At 70.9% G+C, this 19,759-nt stretch carries 10 protein-coding genes; 4 read left to right on the top strand and 6 right to left on the bottom strand.

Going from position 1 to position 19,759, the window contains the following annotated elements; translation table 11 throughout:
- Window positions 1-164: 164 nt before the first annotated feature.
- From DVK44_RS01900 to DVK44_RS01890, 3 genes are read left to right on the top strand one after another with little or no spacing between them, the layout of a single operon-like run.
- Window positions 165-1,409 (top strand): PucR family transcriptional regulator, encoded by a 1,245-nt coding sequence (locus DVK44_RS01900; RefSeq protein ID WP_114658011.1) that lies wholly within the window; start codon window positions 165-167, stop codon window positions 1,407-1,409.
- Between the two features lie 55 nt (window positions 1,410-1,464).
- Window positions 1,465-3,834, top strand: coding sequence for a hypothetical protein (locus tag DVK44_RS01895; RefSeq protein ID WP_228446951.1), 2,370 nt, complete (start codon window positions 1,465-1,467; stop codon window positions 3,832-3,834).
- 54 nt (window positions 3,835-3,888) lie between these two features.
- Window positions 3,889-10,008, top strand: a complete 6,120-nt coding sequence (locus DVK44_RS01890) for a hypothetical protein (RefSeq protein ID WP_114658010.1) — start codon at window positions 3,889-3,891, stop codon at window positions 10,006-10,008.
- 93 nt (window positions 10,009-10,101) lie between these two features.
- Here DVK44_RS01890 and DVK44_RS01885 read toward each other — a convergent pair whose 3' ends face one another.
- Window positions 10,102-10,974, bottom strand: coding sequence for an acyl-CoA thioesterase (locus DVK44_RS01885; protein ID WP_114658009.1), 873 nt, complete (start codon window positions 10,972-10,974; stop codon window positions 10,102-10,104).
- Window positions 10,975-11,022: 48 nt separating this feature from the next.
- Window positions 11,023-13,596, bottom strand: coding sequence for a DEAD/DEAH box helicase (locus DVK44_RS01880; protein WP_114658008.1), 2,574 nt, complete (start codon window positions 13,594-13,596; stop codon window positions 11,023-11,025).
- A gap of 75 nt (window positions 13,597-13,671) precedes the next feature.
- Here DVK44_RS01880 and DVK44_RS01875 point away from each other — a divergent pair, with 75 nt between their 5' ends.
- Window positions 13,672-14,463, top strand: a complete 792-nt coding sequence (locus DVK44_RS01875) for a metal-dependent hydrolase (protein ID WP_114658007.1) — start codon at window positions 13,672-13,674, stop codon at window positions 14,461-14,463.
- A 114-nt stretch (window positions 14,464-14,577) separates the two neighbouring features.
- On the opposite strand, the gene DVK44_RS01870 is transcribed toward DVK44_RS01875, so the two are convergent.
- From DVK44_RS01870 to DVK44_RS01855, 4 genes are all read right to left on the bottom strand, one after another.
- Complete coding sequence (locus DVK44_RS01870) at window positions 14,578-15,201, bottom strand: hypothetical protein (protein ID WP_162793628.1); 624 nt, start codon at window positions 15,199-15,201, stop codon at window positions 14,578-14,580.
- Window positions 15,202-15,370: 169 nt separating this feature from the next.
- A complete protein-coding gene (locus DVK44_RS01865; RefSeq protein WP_114658005.1) occupies window positions 15,371-17,152 on the bottom strand; it encodes an ABC transporter ATP-binding protein in 1,782 nt (593 codons plus the stop codon).
- Window positions 17,149-19,029, bottom strand: coding sequence for an ABC transporter transmembrane domain-containing protein (locus DVK44_RS01860; RefSeq protein ID WP_114658004.1), 1,881 nt, complete (start codon window positions 19,027-19,029; stop codon window positions 17,149-17,151). Before DVK44_RS01860 ends, DVK44_RS01865 begins: the two co-directional genes overlap by 4 nt.
- Before the next feature lie 249 nt (window positions 19,030-19,278).
- Entirely contained in the window at window positions 19,279-19,722 is a 444-nt protein-coding gene (locus DVK44_RS01855; protein WP_114658003.1) for a MarR family winged helix-turn-helix transcriptional regulator, read from the bottom strand.
- Window positions 19,723-19,759: the final 37 nt, after the last annotated feature.

Here is a 19,759-nt window from a genome sequence, read left to right as displayed (position 1 = left end):
GGAGGGGGAGTACGGAGGGTGCCGTCCCGGGAGCGGCGCTGTTACTGTGCGGTAGCTCACATCTCATCAGGTCGACACCGAGCAGTGGTAGGGGCCGGGTGCCAACGTGGCCGCCCCGCCGTTGTACGCCGGTGACAGCGCTCGTACGGAGAAGGGCGACGCGGATGACCCTCACGCGGGAACGCGAGCCGGCCGCCGGAATCCTGCGGGCCATGGCCGCCGACGCGGATGTGTGCGGCGAACTCGTCCGCGCCGCCATGACCCACTCGCCCGAGGTGGCCCGGCTCGGCGAGGCGGAGAGCTGCCGCCATGTCGCCGCGCTGGTCACCGCGGCCGGCGACTGGTTCACCGACGTCGGACGGCTCGGGGAGCACGACCTCGCCGCCGCACTGCTGCTGGGCGCCGACCGGGCCGGACAGGGCGTGCCGATGACCGCCCTGCTGCGCGGGGTGCAGGCCGCCCTCACCCGCGCGGCGGAGCTGACCGTCGAACGCTGCCGGTCCGCCGGGGTCCCGGACGGCTCACTGCTCAAGGCCGTACTGCTCCTGAAGGAGTACGGGGACGCGGTCGAGCGCCAGGTGATCAGCGGATACCGCGCCGTGGAACTGGCCGCGCCGCCCCCCACGGCGGCCGAGACCAGGACCGCGCTGCTACGGCGCCTGCTGGTGACCGGCCCGCCCCCGACCGCCGACGAGCTGACCGCGACGGGCCTCCGCCCCGGCGGCACCTACCACTGCCTCGTCGCGGCCACCACCGCCCCGACGCCGGGCGGGGCCGTGGGCGGTGTCTTCGGCGGTGCTGTGGCGGTCCCCGGGGCCGTGGGCGGTGTCTTCGGTGTGATCGACGGACACACGGTGGGCCTGTGCCCCCGCGCGCCCGGGGACACCTGGCCCGCCGCCGGCCCACTGGCCGTGACCGCCCCGGCCGCCCCCCTCGACGGCCTCCGCCCGGCGTACCGGCTCTGCCTGCGGGCCCTGGACATCGCCGGCCGCCATGGGCTGCGCGGACCCCACGACCTCACCGCCTTCGCCGCCGAGATCGCCCTCGATGGCCAGCCCCTGCTGGGAACCTGGCTCAGCGACCGCCTGCTCGGCTCCCTGGACCACACGGACGGCTTCCACCGCCAACTGGCCCTCACCGCAGTGACATTCCTCGACCACGGCCGCCGCCTCGACCGCACCGCCGCCAGCCTGTTCACCCACCCCAACACCGTCCGCTACCGCCTCGGCAGACTCCACCGGATCACCGGCGAATCCCTGACCGACACCCCGCCCGAACCCCTGAGCACCCTCCACTGGTGGTGGGCACTCACCACCTGGCTGCGCAAGTGCCCGGAACTGCCGGATGACGTGGCGTCAAGAGGGGGAAAGTTGGCGAAAACATGGTCGGAGAGCGGCAGACAGGCATAGCCTGCGTGAAGTACCGCATGTGGGTCAGTGCGGCCTGTGGTGCGGCGGAGGTGACATGCGTGGAAATCCGCGGGGACCAGCAGCCGTCAAGGAACTTGGGGGACCGGCCGGAGAGCAACAGAGCTATGTGACGGAGTATCAGGAGAGCGGGGAACGCGTCGACAGGCCGCCGGAGTTCCGGCAGCCGGACCCGACCGCACCCGAGGTGCCGGATCCGTACGGTCAACATCCTTTGCTGACCGCTGCCATGTGCGAGGGCCACGATGCCGTACCGCCCGTGGAGCGGGAGCGGTTGCTGCGGTATCTGGAAGCGGTCGTCGCGGCACGCCGTACGCCGGTACACGCCGCCGTCGCCTTCAACGTCGTGTACTTCGGTTACGACCTCGACGGCGATGGCTACGGCCGCAGCCCACTGCGCCTCGACGACTTTCCCGAGGTCACACTCGGCGAACGCGCCCCGGCCCTCCCCGTCGGCGCCATGGTGCGTATCACCACAGGGGCGGACCCCCTCTACGCCGAGATTGTTTACAAGGAAGGCGCCCACCCGGAGGCGGGAGCCTTCGGTGACGTACCGGCCTGGGTGTCCGGCGCTCCGGCGGGTGCGGAAGGCCCGGGCCGGCCGGGGGAGGACACCTCGCCGCGGCGGCGGGAACTCCTGGTCCCGGACCCGCATGCCTTCGGTCCGGGACTGAGTCCTTCGTCTGCCCAGCTCAACCGCTTGCGCGCTCATCAGCGCTGGATCAATGAGCAGGGGCACGTCGTCATCCAAGCGTGCTACCCGTCCCGGGAAGCGGCACGGTGTGATGACCTGACCGCCTATGCGGACTATTTGCTGACGAGCGCACGAGCGCAACTCCTCAGCCCCTTCGTCCCCGTGTCCATCGGTGAACTCGTGGGCAGCACGGAGGACCACAGACTCCGCGCCGGTCTGTTACGTCTGCTCGACACCGTGCGCCGTGTCCTCTCCTCCGGCGAACTGCTGCGGATGTGGGGCCCGTACGCCATGCCCCGGCAGGCACTCGCGGCCTGCTGGCGCGACAAGGGCCCCCTCGGCGGTGACGACTTGAGGAGCCTCGCGGCCGCCGTGGAACACGCGGCCGGTCCGTCACGGCGCCGCTACGGGCTGGCCGCGCCGGTCACCGTACACACCGCGGTCGGGCCCCGACTGCGGGCCTTTCCCGGAGCCCAGGACCTGCTCAAGGGTGTCGAGTACGCCGCGGCGGTGTGCCGGGCGAACATCACGCTCGCCGACGTTGTTCAACGCGACAGTGAACAGGGTCTGTTCAGGAACGGCACTCGGGTCACACTCGACGATGCCTTCGAAGGAGGGGGTGTCTGGCGTTCCCACTACCCGGGCGACACGGAAGGCACGGGGGATCCCTTGGCCCCGGCCGGACGGGGATGGGCCTCCACGACACCGACGGCCAACGATCCGGAGCCGGTCGACTCTCCTCTCCCGGACGGAGCACTCCTCGGCGAGAGCGAGCTGCTGCGGTCCGGTGCGGACGAGATCGTCTGCCGACTTCCGCTGCGCCTGGCCTCACTCATCGACGGCTGTCTTCCGCTGCCCTCGCTCATCGCCGAGGAACTGCGCACGACCTGCGGTGGACGGCCCGTCATACGGCTCGAACTCGACCACCCCGGAGGCGCCCTCGACGACAGTGAAGCTGTTCAGCGCGCCCTCGCGGAACTCGATGACGGAAAGGGCCGCCTGACCGGTGTGGTCTGGCCCCACGACTTCTTCCCCGGTATGGTCCTTGAGCTCCACTGGCCGCGCGGCGGCCGGGTCATGCGGGTGGTCACCGTCCGGCTGGACCGGCCGGTACGGGTCGACGACCGCGTCATCGAGCACTGTTACGACCCGTGTGTTCTCACCCGGGAGGACGCGCCGGGCAGTGGCCGCGGCGGCGACACGTCGGTCGGTCTGAGGCCCGGACCACTGGTGATGCGTACAGTCCGCCGCTGCGGGCTGCTGACACCGGACGGCCATGCACTGCTCGACCGCTCCTGGCTGCCTTTCGCCGTCTACGGTCGTTGGCCGCCCCGAACACACTCCGCCGAACTGGAGGCGGCGGTGGCCCAACTCCTCAGTGGACGGCTCCTCGAGACAGCCGTCGGCAGCCGTGACGCCAACGGCCGACCACACTTCCCCGCGCGCTCAGGGGAGCGGCCGATACCGCTCATTCGGTATCGGCCGGCCGTGACGAGGGTGATAAGGCCCTGGGGCGGCACCGGGCCGACGGCCGAGCGGATGCGCGGTGTGCAGTACGTACCCGGCCATCTGCGCCGTCTGCTGCCCGGGTGTTCTCCGAGCGAAGCACAGCGGGCCGCCTTTCTGGAGCACTGCCGCAGGCTCGGCAAGGCCGACGGCTGGGAACTGCCCGACGGCTACACGTTCGTGACCCAGCACACCCGCGGCCACTGACCCTTCCGGCAGGACCGCTCACACGGAACCCACCACCGAACGGAGCACGCACGTATGCAGAACCGCTACCACGTCATCTCGGAGCCGCCGTTGTCTCCGAAGGGCGTGTCGGTCGAGCGTCTCGAAGCTCTGACCGAGACACTCAGCGCCTTGGAGCAACCGGCCGCCGCCGCCCTGGACGACCTGAAGGTCGGCTCGGTGGAACTGGCCTTCAACTCCCTTCCGCCCAAAGACCGACAGGCACTGCTCGGAAGCCTGGGGATCCGTATGGCGGCTCCCCGACGTGCCGGCAGCGCTCTGTGCAGGGACGTCCTTTCCAGGCTGCGGCGCGAGGCACGGCAGAACTCGTGTGTCTGTGGTGTCAGGACACTCACCCATACCGTGATGCGGGATGTCGGGACGGCCGCCTTCGCCGAAGACGGCGACGCTGTCTCCGATCCCGTTTCCCGGTGGGGCGCGCCATTGATCCGGACGGCTGTATTCGCTTGGTGCAACGCATCGGTCGCGGACGCGTATGTCATCGTTTGGGCAGCGGAGCGGGACTGGTTCGAAACGGCGTCGGACCCGGCGGAGAAGCGAAGGCTCGACGCCGTGCGTGCCGCCGCGCGCTCCGTGGTGGAGGCGTACCCGGACTTCTCCCTTGGCGCCCCCGAGGTCTTGGGCGGTCCCGGGCGTGAGAAGCCGCGGCCCGCCCCGACCGACGGCCCGTCCTCCGGTGCTGACCGGCCGGGAGCCGACGTCGCCGTACCGAACCCGCCCGCCGCGCCGTCGGACGGCACCCGGGACCGGACCGCGTCGGACCCGGAAGATGCCTGCCGAAGGCTGGAGTGCGCACTCGCGGAGGCTCTGCCGGCCGCCCGGCGCGTCACCGCGGCGGTCGGGGACGGGCGCCCTCCTGCCGAGGACGACCTCATGCCGTTGACCCGGCTGAGAGGGCTCTTCGACAGCGCCCGGACCGTGTTCGACGCGGTGGACATCGTTGTGGAGACGCTACGACTGGAGGACATGGCGAGGGTCGCGCGGTCGTACCGGGTGGCTCGCGACCACGATCGCGTCGTGCGGGAGACACTGAGGGAACTGGTCTCCATTGGCTGCCGGACGGACGACCCCGCTGTCGCCTCCGCCGCCCAGGCCGTGAGCGCCGCCGCCCAGCGGCTCCTGGATATGTCGGTGTGGGCGGAGCGGGAACGCCAGGAAGGCACGTTGCTCACCGAGTTGGCCGCCCTTGTCCGGTTGGTGCGACGGACGGATGCCATGGCGGAGACTTTGGCCCTTCAGGCGCAGATCGTGCGCGTACTCCCCGCATGTGTCCCGGCGGCGGTGTTCGTACGCGAACTGACGCTGCCCGAACCGGTAGTGGGCAGCACCGTGCCCGAACCCGACGAGTCCGGGGCGCCGGCCGCGGAGCGAAGCGCCGCGGCCACCCTGCCGTCCGGCGAGGCGCGGGAGGCCGCCGCCGGACGGGAGACTGTCCCGGTGGCGGACGAGCGACCGGTCACGGCCCCGGCCGAGGAGCCGGTCGAGAGACCCAACGACCGCCCCGTTGAAGACACCACTGACGAGCCCGCCGGGCTCACCGGCCCCCGGCCCGACGCGGAACCGGAAGCGATCACCCACTCCGCCCCGGCCACCCCCGAAGCACTCTCCGCGGATGCGCCGGACGCGGTGCCCCTGCCGGCCCCGCCGGCTATGGGCGAAGAGGTCACGCCCACGTCCGACACCGGGCCCGAGCCCATCGGCGACGTGCCGGACGGCGACGACGCGGCGGCTGAGCGGGCCCTGGCCCGGCTGATCGAGGAGCGGCGGTTCGGGCTCGCGCACCATGTGGCGCGGGCCGCGGGGCGCCCTGATTCCCAGGTGACGGCGCTCCGGCTGGCCGGCGCGGCCGCGCTGCTCGGCTCCGGTGCAGGCCGCGGCACCCGGCTGGTCACCGACCTGCTCCAGCGGCAGGGCGGATTCGTCGGCCGGGACTCGGAGGCCGGCGAACTCGTGCTGTTCCCGGCTCTGTTGCGTGCGGCTCTGGTGACCGGAGACCATGTGGCAGGTGCTCAGCTCAAGGACATGGTGAACCGGCTGCCGGGCGCGCTGGGAGAAGTGGCGACCGCCGTCGCGGACCGTGCGCTCAGCGGGGCCCTGATGATCGCCCCGCCGCTGGTCGTCATCGCCGACGTCTCCGAGACCGAGGCCCGGCTGCGGGACCTTCGCGAACAGTGTGCCGTCCTCATCGCGCCGCAGCGCCTCCGGTTCGCCAGGGCGACAGCCATCGCCAAACGATGGCTGGTTCCCGGAGACGGGCTGCTCGGATCGATGCTCACGGTGGTGATCAACGATGACCGGGACGCTCTGCCGACGGTCCGGGGGGAGGTGGAACGCCTCTCGAAACTCTCCGAGATCAACGCCGAGATCGACCGCATGGACCGCACGTACCGTTCGTCCAGCGGCAAACCGCTTCAGGGTTCCGGACGGCGTGACCTGGTCCATGTCGTCGAGCGGGCCACCGTTTTGGCCAAGGACTGGTGTCTGGCGGTCGAAGGGGTCCGCAGGGGCGACCGGTCGGACGGGAACCGGGCCGCCAAGGAGATCTCGTCCCTGCGCCAGTCGGTGCTGGCCCGGCGCGACGACGTCCTGGTGGAGCTCGAACACCTGGCGAGCCGCCCCGGCACTGTCGCCACCGCGACCGCGTGGGCGGCGCGCAGCGCCATGGAGGAGCTCTTCGTCCTGTTGTCCGACGGAGCGGGCACCGCGCCCCCCGGCGGCGGAGCCGATGCCGAACTCGTCCTGGACGCGGAGTTGCTCAAGGTCTGCGACACCATCGGGGAGCAGCCCTCGCTCGATCTGCTCCTGATCGCTGTGGAGCGCGGCTGGGAGGAGGCGCTGTCCGAGCGGCTCGCTCGCGACGCGTTCACGGCGGCCCGCACTCTGGTGGAGCTGGCGGCGAAAGGAGCGCTGCGGGGCTCGGACAGTGCGGTGTTCGGCCCGCGGAAGAGCGCCGAGATCGACGAGCTGGAAGCAACGCGGCGTACGGCTCTGCGCGCGGCGCACGACGAACTCGTCGCGGAGCTGCGCCGGGCCCAGGCCGACAGCGCTGTGACGGATGACCAGGATCTGAGGCTCCAGGAGCTGCTGGCCGACGCGTGCACCCACCTCGACGACGACACCGGCCAGCGTGAACTGATCGCCGTACGGCGGGCATTGGACACGGTACGGGTGGACTTGCCCGCGTACCGTCAGGAAGCGACCGACCGGATCCGCGCCCGGCTCGACGCACTGGACCTCGGAGAGGAGGAACGGGCACAGGTCCTGCGGCACCTGGACACCGGCGGCCTGGCGACCGCCGCGGACCTCGTCTACTTCCTGGAGATCGGCGAACCCGTCCCGGAGATCGACGCGGGCGAGTCCCATCTGACCGAGTTCTTTCCTGTCGTGCCCGACGGACTGCCCAAGGGCATCGACCACGAACTCATCGCGATGGTCCGCTCCGGCGGGAAGCACCCGGGCGTTCCCGTCCTGGACTACGGAAACCTCTCCAGTGACGAGGCGGCACTCGCGGCGGACGCCCTGAACGACTGGCGCGAGCTGGGCGCCACCGAACCGAAGGACCGTCCCAACGCCTCCGCCCGGCGGCAGTTGCTCCCGGCCCTGAAGCTCCTGGGCTACGACGCCAAGAGCGCCCGGCCGCTGGAAGGGCTGTCGCCGCACCGGCGCGAGTACCGCTTCTTCGAAGCGACCGGCGTGGAGATCAACGGCCGGGCCAAGGTGCCGGCCTTCGGATCGCAGATCAAGGAGCAGGGCGGCACCCTCCGCGTGCTCATGCTCTGGGGCCGACCGCCCGCCAAGGTGGTCATGAGCCTGGCGTCCAGGGATCCCAGCGAGACCAGTCTTCTGGTCGTCTACTTCGGCACCCTCGGCCGGGAGGCCCGCGCCGAACTCGCCGCCGGGTCCGACCGTCTGCAGCCGCTGCTCGTTGTGGACGACGCCGCCCTGGCCTACCTCGCGGCCCGTGGTAACCGGCAGGTCAGCACGGCCACACAGACGTTGTTGCCGTTCTCCGGCGTCAACCCGTACATCAGGGAGAAGCGCGGCCGGATCGGCGGGGAAATGTTCTACGGGCGGGACGCGGAACGCAAGAGCATCCTCGACCCGCAGGGCACTCAGGTCATCTACGGTGGCCGCGGCCTGGGCAAATCAGCGTTGCTCAGCGACGCCGGGGAACGCTTCATGGAGCAGCGCCCCGGGTTCCACCAGTCGGTGTACGTGAACCTGGACCAGGAGAACATCGGCAAGGGAAGCTCCCTCGGGCCGGAGGCCCTGTGGAGTGTCCTGGACCGGGAACTGACCGATGCCCAGGTGCTGGGCCGGCCTCAGGGCCGCAAGTCGCAGAAGGACCGCTTCGATCGCGTACGTGAGGGCATCGGTCACTGGCTCGACGAGGACTCCCGGCGCCGGCTGCTGATCCTTCTTGACGAGTGCGACCAGTTCTTCGAGGCGGACGCCCCTCGCTTCGCCCAGACCAAGAAGCTGAAGGGGCTCGGGTCCGACACCAAGGACCGGGCGAAGGTCGTCTTCGCCGGCCTGCACTCCGTACAGCGATTCTCCAAGCTCGCGAGCAATGGACCGTTCGGGCATCTCGCGCAGACCCCGAAGGTGATCGGCCCGCTCGCTCCGCAGTTCGCCGCCGATCTCCTGGTCGAGCCCATGCGGGCGCTCGGCTTCGAGTTCGGCGATGTGGACTTGGTGAACAGGGTCCTCGGCTACTGCTCGTACCAGCCCTTCCTGCTGCAGATGTTCGGCCATCGGCTCGTCGAACTGATGCACCGCAAGCGGGCGCGGCGCGGTGCCGAGGGACCGCCCTACACGGTACAGGCCGCCGACATCGAGGCCGTCGAGTCGGACACCACCCTCAGGACGGGTATCTCGGCGGCCTTCACAGAGACGCTGAGCCTGGACCACCGGTACGACGTGATCGCCAATGTGCTGGCGTATCAGGCGCGGCACCACGGCCTGGAAGTACGGTTGAGTGACGCCGAACTACGTGAGTGGTGCGAGACCTGGTGGCGCGAGGGGTTCGCGCAACTCGACACCGAGGGGTTCCGCGCCTATCTCTCCGAGATGGTGGGGCTGGGTGTTTTGGCGCCCAACCATGACGGCCAGGGCTGGCATCTGCGCGGTCCGAACGCGTTGCGCATGATCGGAACGCCACACGAGGTCGAGGCCCGGCTGCTGAGAGCCGAACAGGACTGCGAGCTGGGCGAGAGCATCGTGCTGGAGGGGCGCCCTGAGCTGTCCGACGGCAGGTCCGCGCCGCTCACCTTCTCCCAGCTGGACGATCTCCTTGGCGCTCGGGCCAACCAGACAAGGGTGGTCCTGGGCACCGCGGCCACCGGAATCACCGATGTGAGCGACACCCTGCGAGCCGTCGCCGGACGCATCGCCGACTGGGAGCTGCCGCCCGTCGGCAAACCCAGTGTCTTCAAGCAGGAGCTCACCGGGGGACGTCCCCGCGAACGACGGGTGATCATCAGCGATTTCGCCGGTTTCGACAACCCGGCCAAGCCGGAGACCTACCGCAAGGCGGTCGACCAGGCCGACACCCTGCTGCCCAGCACCCCCGGGGTCACCCGCGCTGTTGTGATCGTGACCGACGACGGCCAACTGGACCTGTGGCGCGACCTGCTGACGGGCCGGGAGCGGACCGCCGCGGCTCCCGTGGTGCTGCGCCGGCACGACCGCCGAAGCCTGCGAGGCTGGGCGCAGGCCGTTGAATTGTTCACCACGGGCGAACGACTGGACCGGCTTCACGCGCTGACGGGCGGATGGCCCATCCTCGTCGACCGTGCGCACCGGTTGCACGGCGAGCTCGGTGACCCCGAAGAGGTTCTCCGACGGCTGGCAGACATGCTCACGGACCGCTCAGCGGCCCGTGTCTTCCTCGACGCCACCGGGGTGTACACGGATCCTGTGCTCGCGGCGGGCTACCGGTCCGTCGTCGCGGAGCTGGGCGGGGAATCGGTCGACCGGGAGGCCGTGTTGACCGCCATCGCCTACCGTACCGGGGACGAGGAGGAGGCAGCCTGGTGCTTCGCCTGCCTCGACGCCCTCCAGGTGTTCGACCGTGACGGCTCGCAGCTGCGCCTGGAGCCGGTGCTCCTGCAGTGCGCGGGACTCGACATGTGACGACACGGGGCGGGCAGCTCCGTTCTCCCGCGCTGTCCGCCGTCCCGCGCCTCGCGGAGCGGCGGACAGCGCGTGCCGTTCGCAGAGCCTGGTTCAGCCGGTCAGCTTGTGGAAGAGCCCCTCCTGTACCACCGAGACCAGCAACTGCCCCTCCCGGTTGTAGATCCGCCCCCGGGCCAGCCCCCGGCCGCCCGTCGCGATCGGTGACTCCTGGTCGTACAGGAACCACTCGTCGGCGCGGAACGGGTGATGGAACCACATCGCGTGGTCCAGTGACGCCATGTCGAAGCCGCGTGGGCCCCAGAGCGGTTCGATGGGGATGCGTACCGCGTCGAGCAGGGTCATGTCGCTCGCGTACGTCAGCGCGCAGGTGTGCACCAGCGGGTCGTCGCCCAGGGGACCCACCGCGCGCATCCACACCGCGCTGCGGGCGTCCGCGCCCTCGATCTCCTCGCGGGTCCAGCGCAGCCGGTCCACGTACCGGATGTCGAAGGGCTGGCGCCGTACCATCCGCTCCAGCGGCTCGGGCAGCGCGCCCAGATGGGCCTGTACCTCGTCGGAGAGCGTCGGCAGCGACTCGGGGTCGGGGAACTCCAGCCGGGGCGGCAGCTGGTGCTCGAAGCTGCCCTCCTCCGGGCGGTGGAAGGACGCCGTCAGATTGAAGATCGTGCGGCCCTGCTGCACGGCGGTCACCCGCCGGGTGGTGAACGACCGTCCGTCCCTGACCCGTTCGACCTGGTAGACGATCGGCACACCGGGCCGCCCCGGGCGCAGGAAGTACGCGTGCAGCGAGTGCACCGGGCGCTCGCCGTCGGTCGTCCGGCCGGCCGCGACGAGCGCCTGGCCCGCCACCTGGCCGCCGAAGACCCGCTGAAGGGATTCCTCGGGGCTGCGCCCCCGGAAGATATCGACCTCGATCCGCTCCAGATCGAGCAGATCCACCAGTCTCTCGGCAGGGTTCGTCATGTGCCTCATGCTCCCGTTCGTGTGGTGCTCAGAGCCGCCCGATCGCGCTCAGAGCTGACCGACCGCTGTGACGCGCACGACCGCCAGGCCCTCCGCGTCGGAGGCCGCGAGGTCGACCTCCGCGCTGATGCCCCAGTCGTGGTCGCCGTTGGGGTCGGCGAAGGTCTGCCGGACCCGCCACAGGCCGTGCGCCGGGTCCTCCTCGATGGCCAGCAGCTTCGGCCCGCGCGCGTCCGGGCCCGTACCCAGATCCTCGTACTCGTCCCAGTACGCGTCCATGGCCTCGCCCCACCGGTCCGCGTCCCAGCCGGACTCGTTGTCCAGCTCGCCCAGATCGTAGAAGCGGTCCAGCGCGGCCAGCTCCACCCGGCGGAACATCGCGTTGCGCACCAGCACCCGGAAGGCCCGCGCGTTGGCGGTGACCGGCCTGACCTGGTCGGCCTTCTCCCGCGCCTCCTCGGCGGTCTCGATCTCGGGGTTGGCCAGCTGCTCCCACTCGTCCAGCAGACTGGAGTCGACCTGCCGGACCATCTCGCCCAGCCAGGCCGTCAGATCCTCCAGGTCCTCCGACTTGAGATCATCCGGAATAGTGTGTTCCAGCGCCTTGTACGCGCCCGCCAGATAGCGCAGCACAATGCCCTCGGTCCGGGCCAGCTCGTAGTGGGACGTGAACTCCGTGAAGGACAGGGCCCGTTCGTACATGTCCCGGATCACGGACTTCGGCGAGACCGGGTGGTCACCCACCCACGGGTGGCTCGTCCGGTAGACGTTGTACGCGTGGACGAGCAGCTCTTCGAGCGGCTTCGGGTACGTGACCTCCTGGAGCCGCTCCATCCGCTCCTCGTACTCGATCCCGTCCGCCTTCATCGCGCCGACCGCCTCGCCGCGCGCCTTGTTCTGCTGGGCGGCCAGGATCTGGCGCGGGTCGTCCAGTGTGGACTCCACCACCGACACCATGTCCAGCGCGTACGACGGCGACTCCTTGTCCAGCAGCTCGAACGAGGCCAGCGCGAACGTGGACAGCGGCTGGTTGAGCGCGAAGTCCTGCTGGAGATCGACGGTCAGCCGGACGATACGGCCCTCCGCGTCCGGGACCGCCAGCCGCTCCACCACCCCGCCGTCCAGCAGCGAACGGTAGATCGCGATCGCCCGCCGGATGTGGCGCAGCTGCTGCCTGCGCGGCTCGTGGTTGTCCTCCAGCAGATGGCGCATCGCCTCGAAGGCGTTGCCCGGCCGCGCGATCACCGACAGCAGCATCGTGTGGGTGACCCGGAAACGCGAGGTCAGCGGCTCGGGATCGGAGTCGATCAGCTTGTCGAAGGTGGTCTCCGACCACGCGACAAAGCCCTCCGGCGCCTTCTTGCGCACCACCTTGCGGCGCTTCTTCGGATCGTCGCCCGCCTTCGCGAGCGCCTTCTCGTTCTCCACCACATGCTCCGGCGCCTGCGCCACGACCAGCCCGGCGGTGTCGAACCCGGCCCGCCCGGCCCGGCCCGCGATCTGGTGGAACTCCCGGGCGCGCAGGGTGCGTACGCGATTGCCGTCGTACTTGCTGAGGGCGGTGAACAGCACCGTACGGATGGGGACGTTGACACCGACGCCGAGTGTGTCCGTCCCGCAGATCACCTTCAGCAGACCCGCCTGCGCGAGCTTCTCCACCAGCCGCCGGTACTTGGGCAGCATGCCCGCGTGGTGCACCCCGATGCCGTGCCGTACGTAACGGGAGAGATTCCGGCCGAACTTGGTGGTGAAACGGAAGTTGCCGATCAGGTCGGCGATTTTGTCCTTCTCCTCGCGCGTGCACATGTTGATGCTCATCAGCGACTGCGCCCGCTCCACGGCGGCGGCCTGTGTGAAGTGCACGATGTACACCGGCGCCTGCCGGGTCTCCAGCAGCTCCGTCAGCGTCTCGGTGATCGGGGTGAGGCGGTACTCGTACGTGAGCGGTACGGGCCGGGTCGAGGACCGTACGACGGAGGTGGGCCGGCCGGTGCGGCGGGTCAGATCGGTCTCGAAGCGCGCGACATCACCGAGCGTGGCCGACATCAGGATGAACTGGGCCTGCGGCAGTTCCAGCAGCGGGATCTGCCAGGCCCAGCCCCGGTCCGGCTCCGCGTAGAAGTGGAACTCGTCCATCACGACCTGACCGATGTCGGCGTATTTCCCGTCGCGCAGCGCGATGGACGCCAGCACCTCGGCCGTACAGCAGATGACGGGCGCGTCCGCGTTGACGGAGGCGTCGCCGGTCAGCATGCCGACGTTCTCCGTGCCGAAGAGTTTGCACAGGTCGAAGAACTTCTCGGAGACCAGCGCCTTGATCGGCGCGGTGTAGAAGGTGACCTTGTCCTGAGCCAGCGCCGTGAAGTGCGCACCCGCCGCGACCAGGCTCTTCCCGGAGCCGGTGGGGGTCGAGAGGATCACATTGGCCCCGGACACCACCTCGATCAGCGCCTCCTCCTGAGCCGGGTAGAGGGTGATGCCGCTGTCCTCGGCCCAGGAGGAGAAAGCCTCGAAGAGGGCATCGGGGTCGGCATCCGGCGGCAGCTGATCGATAAGGGTCACACCCCCATCTTGCCTGTCTTCCGTCCGGATGCGGGAACCGGACGTCCGCCAGAAGATCACGGGCGATACTCTGCGATGTCAACTGGGCATCAGGACAGTGGGCTTCACCACAACTCCAACGGGACGGGTACGACGATGATGGGACCGGCACACTCTCTGTCAGGAGCGGCGGCCTGGCTGGGGCTGGGCGCGGCGGCGGCCGCCGCCGACCACGCCATGCCCTGGCCGGTACTGGTCGTCGGCGCGCTGATCTGCTCGGGCGCCGCCCTCGCCCCCGACCTCGACCACAAGGCGGCGACGATCTCCCGCGCCTTCGGTCCCGTGTCCAAGACCCTCTGCGAGGTCGTCGACAAGCTGTCGTTCGCCGTCTACAAGGCCACCCGCAAGCCCGGCGACCCCCGCAGGACGGGCGGCCACCGCACCCTGACCCACACCTGGCTCTGGGCGGTCCTGATCGGCTCGGGCGCCTCGGCGGTGGCGTACGCCGGGGGGCGCTGGGGTGTCCTCGCCATCCTCTTCGTCCATATGGTGCTCGCGGTGGAGGGCCTGCTCTGGAAGGCCGCCCGGGTCTCCAGCGACATCCTCGTCTGGCTGCTGGGCGCCACCAGCGCGTGGATGCTGGCGGGCATCCTCGACCAGCCGGGCAACGGCGCGGACTGGCTCTTCGCCTCCCCCGGGCAGGAGTACCTCTGGCTGGGCCTGCCGATAGTCGTCGGCGCGCTGGTGCACGACATCGGCGACGCGCTGACGGTCTCCGGCTGCCCGGTCCTGTGGCCCATCCCGATCGGCCGCAAGCGCTGGTACCCCCTCGGCCCGCCGAAGGCGATGCGCTTCAAGGCGGGGGCCTGGGTGGAGGTCAAGGTGCTGATGCCGGTGTTCATGCTGCTGGGCGGGGTGGGCGCGCTGTTCGCCCTCAATCTCGTCTAACCGATGGGTGGCCGGGGGCTCCTGCGTACATCGCCCCCGGTGGTCATCGACGGGAAGGTGTACGGGCCGCCCCACCCGCCCGTACACCGCCGTCACCGGGGGCGACGCGGCTGATCAGTAGAGCGAGTTGACCGCCTTCTTCGTCGTGTTCTTGAAGGCCGTGACCGGGACGTCCTCAAGATGGCCCATCTGGCCCCAGTGGAACACGGTCACCGTGCTGCCGCTGCGGCCCACACCGAAGGCGTGGATGCTGGGCTCGGAGTTGGGGTGAGAGGCGAAGACCGCGTACGCGTGGGCGCCGTCCTTGACCGCGATCTTTCCGTGGTCGTCCCAGCCGCCGATGCTGCCCGGAGTGTCGCGTACCAACTCCGGCGCGCAGTCCTTGAGGGCCTTCTCCATCGACTCGGCGAGCTTGCGGGCCGCCGTCGCGTCCGACGCGACGATGGTGAGCTGACTCGCCGAGGTGTCCGACTCGGTGTTGAAGTCGCGATGGGCGGCCCACTTGCCCGCGGACGGCTTGCCCAGACAGAAGGTGCCGTCCTCGGGCAGCCCCTTGACGATCTTGCCCGCCTTCCACGACATCGTCGGGTGCGGCGGCAGGTCCTTGGCGGCCAGGAACTTCGGCTCGGCCGCCGCCCGCGCCCCCGCCACCTCGGCCGCCGGGGTGGCGGCGCCGGTCAGGGCGGCGGTGGCGGCGATCACGGACCCGGCCACCAGCGCCGTACGAAGTGCTCGCATGTCGAACTCCCCACTCTCGAATGGCTTGTACGGCCGGGAACACGCCCCGGCGCCGCCATTCGTTGCGGAAAGTACCCCAAACTCACCCGTACGGGTTACGGGAACCACTTGGCCCCCTGCTGCCTGCTGGACCGGGCCCTCCCGCCGCCCCGTCCCCGCCTCCCCGCTCCTATCCGTGCCAGGACCGCCACAGCGCCGCGTACGCGCCGTCCGCCGCCACCAGTTCGTCGTGGCTCCCCAGTTCGCTGATCCGGCCGTCCTCGACCACCGCGATCACATCCGCGTCGTGCGCCGTGTGCAGCCGGTGGGCGATCGCCACGACCGTACGGCCGTCCAGGACCCGCGCCAGCGAGCGCTCCAGATGCCGGGCCGCGCGCGGGTCCAGCAGGGACGTCGCCTCGTCCAGGACCAGGGTGTGCGGGTCCGCCAGCACCAGCCTGGCCAGCGCGATCTGCTGCGCCTGGGCCGGTGTCAGGGCCGTACCGCCGGAGCCGACCTCGGTGTCCAGACCGCTGTCGAGAGCCCGCGCCCAGCCGTCCGCGTCGACGGCGCCGAGCGCCGCCCACAGCTCGGCGTCCGCCGCTTCCGGGCGGGCCAGCAGCAGATTGTCGCGCAGCGGGCCCACGAACACATGGTGCTCCTGGTTGACCAGTGCGACATGTTCCCGTACCCGCTCCGCGGGCATGTCGGACAGCTCGGCGCCGCCCAGGGTGACCCGCCCCTTCCGGGGCGCGTAGATGCCCGCCAGCAGCCGGCCCAGGGTCGACTTGCCGGCGCCCGAGGGGCCGACCAGCGCCAGCCGGGTGCCCGGGCTGATGTCCAGGGTGACCCGGTGCAGTACGTCGACGCCCTCCCGGTAGCCGAAGCGCACCTCGTCGGCGCTGACGTCCCGGCCGTCCGGCGTCACCGCGCCGTCGCCCGAGTCCGGCTCGATGTCGCGCACCCCGACCAGCCGGGCGATGGACACCTGGGCGACCTGGAGTTCGTCGTACCAGCGCAGGATCAGCCCGACCGGGTCCACCAGCATCTGGGCGAAGAGCGCGCCCGTGGTCAGCTGTCCCACGGTGATCCAGCCCTGGAGGACGAAGGAGCCCCCCATCACCAGCACGGCCAGGAAGATCGTCACATGGGTGACGTTGATGACGGGGAAGAGCACCGAGCGCAGGGAGAGCGTGTACCGCTCCCACGCGGTCCACTGGCCCACCCGCCGCTCCGACAGCTCCACCCGCCGTCCGCCGAGGCGGTGGGCCTCCACGGTCCGGCCCGCGTCGACCGTCTCGGCGAGCGTCGCCGCGACCGCCGCGTAACCGGCCGCCTCGGAGCGGTACGCCGACGGTGCCCGCCGGAAGTACCAGCGGCAGCCGGCGAGCAGCAGCGGCAGCGCGATCAGCACGGCGAGCGCCAGCGGCGGCGCGGTGACCGTCAGGGCGCCGAGCAGCAGCACCACCCATACGATGCCGATCGCGAGCTGCGGCACGGCCTCGCGCATGGCGTTCGCCAGCCGGTCGATGTCCGTGGTGATCCTGGAGAGCAGATCGCCGGTGCCCGCGCGCTCCAGCACACCGGGCGGCAGCCCGACGGACCGGACGAGGAAGTCCTCCCGCAGATCCGCGAGCATCTCCTCACCGAGCATCGCGCCGCGCAGCCGCATCATCCGTACGAAGAAGGTCTGGACGACGAGCGCCAGCGCGAACACCAACGCCACCCGCTCCAGATGCAGCTCGCGCGCGCCGTTGGAGAGGTCCTCGACGATCCCGCCGAGCAGGAACGGGCCGACCATCGACGCGATCACCGAGACCGCGTTGACGGTGATGAGCACGGTGAACGCGGCGCGGTGCCGCTTCAGCAGCCCGCTCACGTAGGACCGTACGGTCGCGGGGGAGCCGACCGGCAGGGTCGTCGCCGACGACGGCGCGGCCGGGTCGTAGGCCGGGGGCACTACGCCGATCATGCGGATTCCTCGATCTCTTCCCTGGCCGGCGACGGGGCCGGTGTGATGATCTGCCGCGCGTCGATGTGATCTGTGGCGCGGTGTTCGGTGGTGACGCGTCCTGGGGCGACCGGCGGCTCGGCGGCCTGTTCCTCGTCCGTCTCGCGGGTGACGACCGCCCGGTAGGCGGGATCGGCCACGAGCAGCTCGCGGTGCGTCCCCACCGCCGCGACCTTGCCGTCGTGGACGAACGCCACGGCGTCCGCGTGGTCCAGCAGCAGGGGCGAGGACGCGAACACGACCGTCGTACGGCCGGTCCGCAGCGCCTTCACCCCCTCCGCGATCCGTGCCTCGGTGTGCGAGTCCACGGCGGACGTCGGCTCGTCCAGCACCAGCACCTCGGGGTCGGTCACCAGCGAGCGGGCCAGCGCCAGCCGCTGCCGCTGGCCGCCGGAGAGCGACCGGCCGCGCTCGGTGATCGTGGAGCGCATCGGATCACCGCTGCCGTCCACCGACGCCTGCGCCAGCGCGTTGAGCACATCCCCGCACTGCGCCGCGGCCAGGGCCTTGTCGGCGGCGACCACGCCCGAGGACGGGACGTCCAGCAGCTCGGTCAGCGTCCCGGAGAGCAGCACCGGGTCCTTGTCCTGGACGAGCACCGCGGCCCGCGCCGCGGTCAGCGGGAGACCGTCCAGCGGCACCCCGCCCAGCAGTACGGACGCGCTCTGCTCCTCCTCCGTGGCGTGCCCGCCCAGCCGCTCGGCCAGCCGTCCCGCCGCGTCCGGGTCGCCGCACACCACCGCGGTCAGCAGCCCGGGCGCGACACGCAGACCGGTGGCGGGGTCGTACAGCTCCCCGGTCGGCCGTGCGTCGTCGAGGCCGCCGCGCTCGCTCTCGAACGCCGTGCGCTCCAGCGACAGCACCCGGGCCGCGCGCTTCGCGGACGGCCGGGAGAAGGAGTACGCCATGGCGATCTCCTCGAAGTGGCGCAAAGGGAACATCAGCAGCGTTACCGCGCTGTAGACCGTCACCAGCGAGCCGACGCCGATACGCCCGTCGAGGGCCAGATGGGCGCCGTACCAGACCACCGAGATCAGCAGCACGCCCGGCAGCAGCACCTGGATCGCCGAGATCAGGGCCCACATCCGGGCGCTGCGCACGGCGGCCTCGCGCACCTCCTGGGAGGCACGGCGGTAGCGGCCGAGGAACAGCTCCTCACCGCCGATGCCGCGCAGCACCCGCAGTCCGGCGACGGTGTCCGAGGCCAGCTCGGTGGCCTTGCCGGCCTTCTCCCGCTGGATGTCGGCGCGTTGGGTGGCGTGCGGGAGCAACGGCAGTACGGAGAGGGCCAGTACGGGCACGGCACAGGCGATCAGCACGCCCAGCTCCGGCAGATACAGGACCAGCCCGACGCAGATGAACACGACCGCGATGACGGAGGCCAGGAAGCGCGAGAGCGCCTCCACGAACCAGCCGATCTTCTCCACGTCGCCGGTGGATACCGCGACGACCTCACCGGCGGCGACGCGCCGGGTCAGCGCGGACCCCAGCTCGGCGGCCTTGCGGGCCAGCAGCTGCTGGACGCGGGCGGCGGCGGTGATCCAGTTGGTGACGGCGGTGCGGTGCAGCATGGTGTCACCGACGGTGATGGCGACGCCGAACAGGGCGATCAGCCCGCCGGCGACCGCGAGCCGGGTGCCCGAACGGTCGATGACGGCCTGGATGGCGAGGCCGGCGCCCACCGGGAGGCCGCCGATGCCCAGGAAGTGCAGCAGCCCCCAGCTCAGGGCCTTGAGCTGGCCGCCCAGCTGATTGCGTCCGAGCCACACCAGGAAGCGGGGGCCCGAACGGGCGTCTGGAATCCCCGGGTCGGGGTACGGAAGGTCGCGAATCTGCATGATGTCCCATGACTCGTGGATGGCCCAAACCGTGCAAGGTTCGCCCTGCCGGGAGGTGCGGGGCAACGGGTTTTCTCCAGCGCGCGTCGGTTTTACGCCAACGGGCCGGCCGGTGGGACGGGTCGGAGGGAGATACGGGAGGCCGGTGGGGCGGGTCGGAAGGAGGCGCGGGAGGTCGGTGGGGCGGGGCGGAAGGAGGCGCGGCGGGGTGGTGGAACGGGCCGGCGGGCGGTGCGGCGGGGTGGTGGGTCAGCGGCGGAACTCCGCACCGCCGTCCACCAGCGTCGTGAGCAGCCCGCCGAGCACCTCGCGCTGATCCGTGGTCAGCGGCGCCAGGACGGTCTCGGCGGCGGACCGGCGGGCATCGCGCAGCGCCCGCAGCGTGGCCGTGCCGGTGGCGGTCAGCTCGATCCGGACCACCCGGCGGTTGGCCGGGTCGGGGGCGCGCCGCACCCGGTCGCAGGACTCCAGCCCGTCGACCAGGGTCGTCACGGCGCGCGGGACGACTTCGAGGCGGCGGGCCAGATCGGCCATCGAGGGCGGGGTGTCGTACAGCGCGAGGGTGCGCAGCAGCCGGGCCTGCGCGGGGGTGATGCCGATCGGCTCCAACTGGTGCTTCTGGATGCGGTGGATCCGTCGCGTCAGCCGCAGGAGCTGCTCGGCGAGCATGCCGTCGACGTCAGGGGTGGTCATGCCGGAATAATATCAGGGCAATGTTCATTGTGAGCAT

The organism is Streptomyces paludis (assembly GCF_003344965.1).
Taxonomy (GTDB): Bacteria; Actinomycetota; Actinomycetes; order Streptomycetales; family Streptomycetaceae; genus Streptomyces; species Streptomyces paludis.
Note: the sequence above shows the minus strand (reverse complement) of the source record. Positions and strands in the feature narration are given on the sequence as shown.